Below are 7960 nucleotides of genomic sequence, written 5' to 3'. Positions count from 1 at the left end.
AAACCAGGTCTTTTAAACTGTGAGCTTATTGTTCTGTTGGAGTATGTGAATTTCGGGCAAGAATCTGACCATACAAGCTGCACCTGATGGACAGCCTGCTATCAAAGTTCATCTTTTCAGCGTCAAACAATATGAATTTCATGATATATTTCAATTTAGAAACTGATTATTTGCAAATGTGTTAATATAATGAGGTTTGCGATAATATTTGGTTATCTTTGCTTTAATAACTATATATATAAAGGAATGAGTTTTTTTGCAGAGAAAAGAGGGGAAGTAATGCTGCATATTGAAAAATATATGCTGGAGATGATGGATACCTATTTAAAACCAATTGACACTAACTGGCAGCCATCAGATTTTCTTCCTGATTCTACAAGTGAAACCTTTTATCAAGATATTAGAATATTAAGGGAGAACGCTAAAGATCTTTCATACGATCTTGTAGCTGTTTTAATCGGTGATACCATCACAGAAGAAGCACTTCCTACTTATGAGTCGTGGCTCGCAATGGTTAAAGGACCAAGTATGAAAGAAGATGGCGGATGGATGAAGTGGAACCGTCACTGGACTGCAGAAGAAAATCGCCATGGTGATCTTTTAAATAAATATCTTTACCTGTCAGGTCGTGTTAACATGCGCCAGATGGAGATCTCTACACAGTATCTTATTGCCGATGGTTTTGATATTGGTACTGGTCACGATCCATACCGCAATTTTATTTACACTTCATTCCAGGAGTTGGCAACCAATATTTCGCACCGCAGGGTGGCATCTTTAGCTAAGAAAGACGGAGATACATTATTGTCACGTATGTGTGGCGTTATCGCTTCAGATGAGGCGAGACATGCCAAAGCTTACAAAGATTTTATGAATCAGATTTTTAAGGTTGATCCAAATGAAGCTATGCTGGCTTTTGAAGATATGATGCGTAAGAAGATCGTAATGCCTGCACACTTTTTGAGGGAAGTGGGTTTAAAAATCGGACAAACTTTTGGACATTTTACTGATGCGGCTCAACGTTTAGGTGTTTATACAGCGGTCGACTATGTTGACATCATGCAAGAGTTAATTGAAGATTGGAAAATCGAAGGTATGCGCGATTTAAATGAGGCTGGAGAAAAGGCACGTGATTATATCATGGCTTTACCGTCACGTTTATTACGCGTTGCTGAACGTATGAAAAACCCGACAATTGATTATAAATTCAGCTGGATTGCAGGTTAAAGATAATTGTAGATATAATAAAAAGCCCTGATGTTTATCAGGGCTTTTTTTTTAAGCAGTTAAATGCATCTACATGTTTCGCCTGTACTGTCCGCCTACTTCATAAAGTGCCTTACTGATCTGCCCGAGCGAGCATACTTTGCAAACTTCCATGAGTTGTGTAAATATATTCTCTCCGGCAATGGCTGACAGCTGCAGTTGCTTTAGAACTTTAGCGGAAAGATCAACATTGCGGTTTTGGAAGTTTTGTAATGCCTTGATCTGATATTGTTTTTCGTCTTCTGTAGCTCTGATTACTTCTCCGGGCACAATGGTAGGCGATCCATTTTTGTTTAGAAATGTATTTACACCTACTATTGGATATTCGCCTGTATGTTTAAGTGTTTCATAGTATAAGCTCTCCTCTTGAATTTTTCCACGCTGGTACATGGTTTCCATAGCCCCTAAAACGCCCCCACGGTCATTTATTCTTTTAAATTCTGTAAGCACAGCTTCTTCTACCAGGTCTGTTAGCTCTTCAATGATGAATGCACCTTGCAAAGGGTTTTCATTTTTCGCCAATCCGAGTTCTCTATTAATGATCAGTTGAATGGCCATTGCCCTTCTTACAGATTCTTCTGTGGGCGTGGTAATGGCCTCATCATAGGCGTTCGTATGCAGCGAATTACAATTATCATAGATTGCATATAAGGCCTGCAGCGTTGTTCTGATATCGTTGAAGTCAATTTCCTGAGCATGTAGTGATCTGCCGGAGGTTTGGATATGGTATTTTAGTTTCTGTGAACGATCATTGCCTTTGTATTTATTCTTTATGGCCTTAGCCCAAATTCTTCTGGCTACACGTCCGATTACAGCATACTCCGGGTCGATTCCGTTAGAAAAGAAGAATGACAGGTTGGGTGCAAAATCATCGATTAGCATGCCGCGACTTAAATAGTATTCAACAAAGGTAAAACCATTGCTGAGGGTAAATGCCAGCTGCGAAATTGGATTAGCACCAGCCTCCGCAATGTGATAGCCTGATATAGAAACAGAATAAAAATTTCTAACCTTTTCATCGATAAAATATTTCTGAATATCACCCATCATGCGTAATGCAAATTCGGTAGAAAAGATACAGGTGTTTTGTGCCTGGTCTTCTTTTAATATATCTGCCTGTACGGTGCCCCGGACTGCAGATATCGCTTTTGCCTTGATTGGTTCATAAATCTCTTCTGGTAATACCTGATCACCCGTTACTCCAAGCAACATTAGCCCCAACCCATTGTTACCTTCCGGTAATGAACCATTATAGGTGGGTCTTTGCATGTTCAGCTGATCGTAAATTGCATTGATCTTTGAATCAACCTCATCTTGAAGGTTATTTTCGATAATGTATCGCTCACATTGCTGATCGATAGCTGCATTCATAAAGAAACCGAGTAACATTGGCGCAGGGCCGTTGATCGTCATCGATACGGATGTAGAAGGGGCACACAAATCAAATCCGGAATAAAGTTTCTTTGCATCATCCAGGGTTGCAATACTTACCCCTGAATTGCCAATTTTTCCATAGATGTCGGGTCGGATGTGCGGGTCTTCTCCATATAAGGTTACAGAATCAAAAGCTGTGGAAAGCCTGTGTGCGGGCTGACCGAGAGAAACATAATGGAAACGCTTATTGGTTCGTTCTGGCCCACCTTCACCAGCAAACATGCGCGTAGGATCTTCACCGTCACGCTTAAGTGGAAAGACACCGGCGGCATAAGGAAATTCACCAGGAAGGTTTTCGGTTAAGAGCCAACGGAGAATATCACCCCAGTCTTCATACTTAGGTAGGGCAACCTTTGGGATCTTTAATTTCGAGAGGGATTCATAATAAAGCGGCTGTTTGATTTCTTTATCACGCACTTTGTAGACGAAAAACTCTTCTTTATAGGCTCTTTTTGTTTCCGGCCATTGGCGTAGTAACCGTTTACATTCAGCATCAAGTTGCTCTTCAAAAAAAGTGTAAGCTTCAGTAAGTCCGTTACCTATACCCAAAGATTGGTTTTCTGCAGCTAAATCGATCACTCCTTTTAGCTGATACATCTTTCTTGCAATAGATGCCTGTTTATTAACCCACTCGTTATAGGTTTGACTGGCTTCTGCAATCTCTGCCAGATAGCGGGTACGATCGGGTGGAATGATATATATTTTCTCAGATTGATCGACTGTCAACTCCATTTTTGCTTTAAAATCAATGCCGGTCTTTTCCCTGACTTTTTGCATCAGTGCTACAAACAAATTGTTCATGCCCGGATCATTAAATTGTGAAGCCATTGTTCCGTAAACCGGAATTTCGTCGTCGTTGGCCTCAAATATCTGATGATTACGTTTGTACTGTTTGCGCACATCGCGTAAAGCATCCAAAGCACCTCGTTTGTCAAATTTATTAATGGCAACGAGGTCAGCAAAGTCTAGCATATCTATTTTTTCAAGCTGCGTAGCTGCGCCAAATTCCGGCGTCATTACATAGAGAGACACATCGCAATGCTCGGTGATTTCCGTATCTGATTGTCCGATTCCTGAAGTTTCAACAATGATCAGATCATACCCGGCGGCCTTGCAAATATCAATGCTTTCCTGAACGTTTTTAGATAAAGCAAGATTGGCCTGGCGGGTGGCCAGGGATCGCATGTATACCCTTGGGTTATTGATCGCATTCATGCGGATTCTATCACCCAATAATGCACCTCCGGTTTTTCTTTTTGAAGGGTCGACAGATATAATGGCCAGTGTTTTATCTTCAACCTCAATTAGAAAGCGCCGAACCAGTTCATCTACCAAAGATGATTTACCTGCCCCCCCGGTTCCTGTGATACCGAGAATTGGAACATTGTAATTTGCTGATAGCTTTTTTAGTTCGTTTACAAATTGCTGAGTCCCTTCCGGATCATTTTCGGCCACTGTAATGGCGCCTGCAATTGCTTTTATATCTTTTGAAGGGACACTCGTCAATTCATCGGTAATGTTTTCTTTGGTAACAAAATCTGTTTTGATCAGCATATCATTAATCATGCCCTGCAGCCCCATTCTCCGGCCGTCATCCGGAGAGTATATTTTAGTAATACCATAGGCTTCCAGCTCTTCTATTTCATCAGGAAGAAATACGCCTCCGCCTCCGGCAAAGATTTTGATGTGTCCTGCCCCGCCTTCCTGAAGCAAATCGTACATGTACTTGAAATATTCAATATGACCACCCTGATAGGAAGTCATTGCAATGCCCTGAACATCTTCTTGAATGGCACAGTTTACTACCTCATCAACTGCGCGGTTATGCCCCAGGTGAATCACTTCGGCGCCTGAAGATTGCAGTATGCGGCGCATGATGTTGATGGTTGCATCATGCCCGTCGAAAAGGGATGCTGCTGTAACAAAACGAATTTTATTCTTTGGCTTGTATATTTCTACTGCTTGCATACTATGGAATTAAAGGCCTTACAGAATCAAATTCTGAACTGCCTGTAGATGATATATTTGGTTCAACAAATGTAGCAAATTGTTAGAATTAGTGGCTTTTATAATGATTTTAACCAAGACACATGCAGGAGGAGGATGGGAGGGTAAACAAAAAAGCCACCTACTAGGGTGGCTATATTTTTATTTGTTTGTAATTTCTGTTACGGGTTCCCCAACGGTTCCATTAGGCGTTTGGATATGCAATAATGCGGCTAAAGTTGGTGCGATATCCGTCATGTAATGCATGGTATTGGTTGCACCGGGTTTAATACCCCATCCCATAAATACCAATGGAATATGCGAATCGTAAGGGTTCCAGTTTCCGTGTGTGGTTCCGGTGCTGCTTCCATTAAACCAGTTTGGCTCAAGGACGTAATAAATATCTCCGCTACGACGTGGATAATATCCGTTTGTAATCATCTTTTTCTGAATTTCCTGTAAGGTAGCCTGAGAGATCTTTGAAATATCTACCGCATTTTGAAAACCATTTAGATGTCTTAAAAATTCAACTGATGCTGCTTTAATTACATCGAAACTTACACTTACTTTATCAATTTTGTCATGATCAAAAATGATCTGGTTGTTCATTGATTTTAAAACGATGTTGTTTGCTTTGAACTTGTCATTTAAGAAAGTATTTAACTTGCTTGCGATGTCCCTGTCGCTCACTACGCCAGCAGGCAGGTTGTTTTCTTTCATAAAACCTGGCACATGCGCTGCACCATGGTCTGCGGTTAAGAATACGGTATAATTTCCTTTACCCACCTGTTTGTCCAGGTAATTGAAAAAAGCTTCGATGTCTTTATCTAAACGGAGGTAAGTATCTTCAGCTTCAACGGAATTAGGACCATAAGCATGGCCAACATAGTCTGTTGATGAACAACTTACTGCCAGGAAGTCGGTTATGTTATCTTTTCCTAAATCTTCAGATAAAATAGCCAGTTTAGCCAGGTCGAGCGTAATGGTATTGCCATATGGCGTTCCCCTGATGGCATCAAAGTTCTTATCAATATTCTGTGTCAGCTGATGAGGGAAAGTACTTGATTTACCCTCGTAAGCTTTCTCATCTGCTGTACTGTTTACGTAAGTATTTGCGGGATATAGTGTTTCCCAGTTTTTAGCATAAAATTTATTTGCCAGTTTTAATTTGTTATAATCGGCAATCCAGGATGGTACTTCTTTCATGTAGTAGGTGCTGGTGATCCAGTTTCCGGTACTACCCTGGTACCAATAGGCTGCATTGGCGGCATGGCCCGCCGGTAGTATAGAACCTCTGTCTTTAAGAGAAATACCAATTACTTTGCCTTTAAAGTTTGTTGCCAGTCTTAATTCATCAGTGATGGTATTGGTAAGCATGTTTTTAGGTGACATATTACCTTCCGGGGAAGGTGTACTTCCAACAGTAGTTACAGTCGAATCATCTGTACAGTAAACATTTTTCTTTGTTTCCGGGTCGTACCAGTCGTTTCCTATAATACCATGTACCGCAGGAACAGAGCCTGTGTAAATACAGGTGTGGCCGCAAGCGGTATAGGTAGGGGTATAAGGGATGAAAGTATTTTCTACTGAAAACCCCTCGTTTACGAGTCTTTTAAAGCCACCGTTAGTATAGCGGTTATAGAAACGATACAGGTAATCCCAACGCATCTGATCTACAACCAGGCCGACTACTAGTTTAGGACGGGCAACCTCGGCCGGAAAAGCCTTAGCTGGGACAGCGATAGTTTTCTTAGTTTGTGCGTTTGATATTGAAGCGGAGAGAAGCGATAGGGAAAAGAGTAAATAAGATATTTTCTTCATTCTATAATTGTTAAAGGGCTAAAGTAACCATTTTTAAATGAACATATTTTGAAGTAATTGTAAAGTTTTTATAGCGCTTCTGCCACCACAAAAGTGCTTCCGCCAATGAAGATCAGGTCATTAGCATTGGCAGACTTCATTGCTGTTTCTTTTGCTGACTGCACGGAGGAGTATGAATTACCTGTTAAGCCGAAGGCAGCAGCCTGTTCTTTTAAATCCCCTGCATCCAGGCCTCTTTCCAGATCGGGCTTGCAAAAATAGTAAGTGGCATTTTGCGGCAACAGGGAGAGTACTTTTGAAATGTCTTTATCTTTTACCATTCCAAAAACAATGTGCAGCTTTTCATACGAGGTTTGGTCAATGTTTTTAATCACCTCAGCAATGCCTGCTTCGTTATGCCCGGTATCGCAGATTACCAAAGGGTGTTGGTTTAAGGTTTGCCAACGGCCTTGCAGGCCAGTAAGTTTTTTTACCTGCTTTAAACCGCTTGCAATACTTTCAGCCGAAATGCTGAATTTTGAAGTCTGGTTGAGTATCGCAATGGTCTGGAGCACAGTTAAAATGTTTTTATGTTGGTAGGTACCGGTTAAATCACTCTTAAGGGTGTAATTAATTTTATTTCTAACTTTATTTAAGGATAACGAGAGTTTTCCCTTGGTAAGTTTAAAGTTGGTGGCTATTAACTCCTGATCAGCAAACGAGATTGGTGCATTCATATCTTTTGCTTTTTTGATAAAAACCGGCGATGATTTTTCCTGAGTTTCTCCGATTACGACGGGAATACCTCTTTTTATAATTCCTGCTTTTTCACCTGCTATCTCTTCGAGTGTATCGCCAAGCATGTTCATATGGTCCATGCTGATATTGGTAATAACAGAAATTTCCGGGGTGATGATATTGGTTGAATCCAATCTGCCTCCCAAGCCTACTTCGATAATGGCAATATCTACCTGATGTTTAGCGAAATGATCAAAGGCGAGCGCTACGGTAACCTCAAAAAAGGAGGGTTCAACCTCTTCGATTAATGCTTTATGATCGTTTATAAATGAAACTACCTCTGTTTTACCGATCATTTTTCCGTTAATGCGGATACGCTCGCGAAAGTCTTTTAAGTGGGGTGAAGTATATAAGCCGGTTTTGTATCCCTGCGCTTGTAAAATTGCTGCCAGCATATGCGAGGTAGAGCCTTTCCCGTTTGTTCCTGCAACATGAATGCTTTTAAATTTATCCTGCGGATTGTTTAATGCATTGCAAAAAACGATGGTATTGGTTAAGTCTTTTTTAAAGGCGGAAGCGCCAACACGGGTAAACATGGGCAGTTTACTGTAAAGGAAATCTAGTGTTTGCTGGTAGTTCATCATTCAGGTCAAATATAGGTCGACTATTTTTATTATGAAATAAAAAGTTGAACCAGAGACCCTCTTTACATGATTTTTTTCAAAAAAAAATGGTC

The 7960-nt window shown here is 40.7% G+C and carries 4 protein-coding genes; 1 reads left to right on the top strand and 3 read right to left on the bottom strand.

Going from position 1 to position 7960, the window contains the following annotated elements; translation table 11 throughout:
* The first annotated feature begins 246 nt into the window (after positions 1 to 246).
* Positions 247 to 1227 carry an acyl-ACP desaturase gene (locus R2Q80_RS20390; protein ID WP_316801376.1) on the top strand — a complete coding sequence of 327 codons (981 nt, stop codon included), beginning with the start codon at positions 247 to 249 and terminating at the stop codon, positions 1225 to 1227.
* 69 nt (positions 1228 to 1296) lie between these two features.
* Here the strand turns inward: R2Q80_RS20390 and R2Q80_RS20385 are convergent, their stop codons facing one another.
* From R2Q80_RS20385 to R2Q80_RS20375, 3 genes are all read right to left on the bottom strand, one after another.
* Complete coding sequence (locus tag R2Q80_RS20385; RefSeq protein WP_316801375.1) at positions 1297 to 4668, bottom strand: methylmalonyl-CoA mutase family protein; 3372 nt, start codon at positions 4666 to 4668, stop codon at positions 1297 to 1299.
* Between the two features lie 180 nt (positions 4669 to 4848).
* Positions 4849 to 6507, bottom strand: coding sequence for an alkaline phosphatase PafA (gene pafA / locus R2Q80_RS20380; RefSeq protein ID WP_316801374.1), 1659 nt, complete (start codon positions 6505 to 6507; stop codon positions 4849 to 4851).
* Between the two features lie 68 nt (positions 6508 to 6575).
* The gene (locus R2Q80_RS20375; protein ID WP_410478772.1) at positions 6576 to 7868 is read right to left on the bottom strand and encodes a bifunctional folylpolyglutamate synthase/dihydrofolate synthase; all 1293 of its coding nucleotides are present in this window, start codon (positions 7866 to 7868) and stop codon (positions 6576 to 6578) included.
* Between the last annotated feature and the right edge of the window lie 92 nt (positions 7869 to 7960).

The sequence above is a fragment of the Pedobacter frigidisoli genome, from assembly GCF_032678525.1.
GTDB classification, from domain to species: Bacteria; Bacteroidota; Bacteroidia; order Sphingobacteriales; family Sphingobacteriaceae; genus Pedobacter; species Pedobacter frigidisoli_A.
Note: the sequence above shows the minus strand (reverse complement) of the source record. Positions and strands in the feature narration are given on the sequence as shown.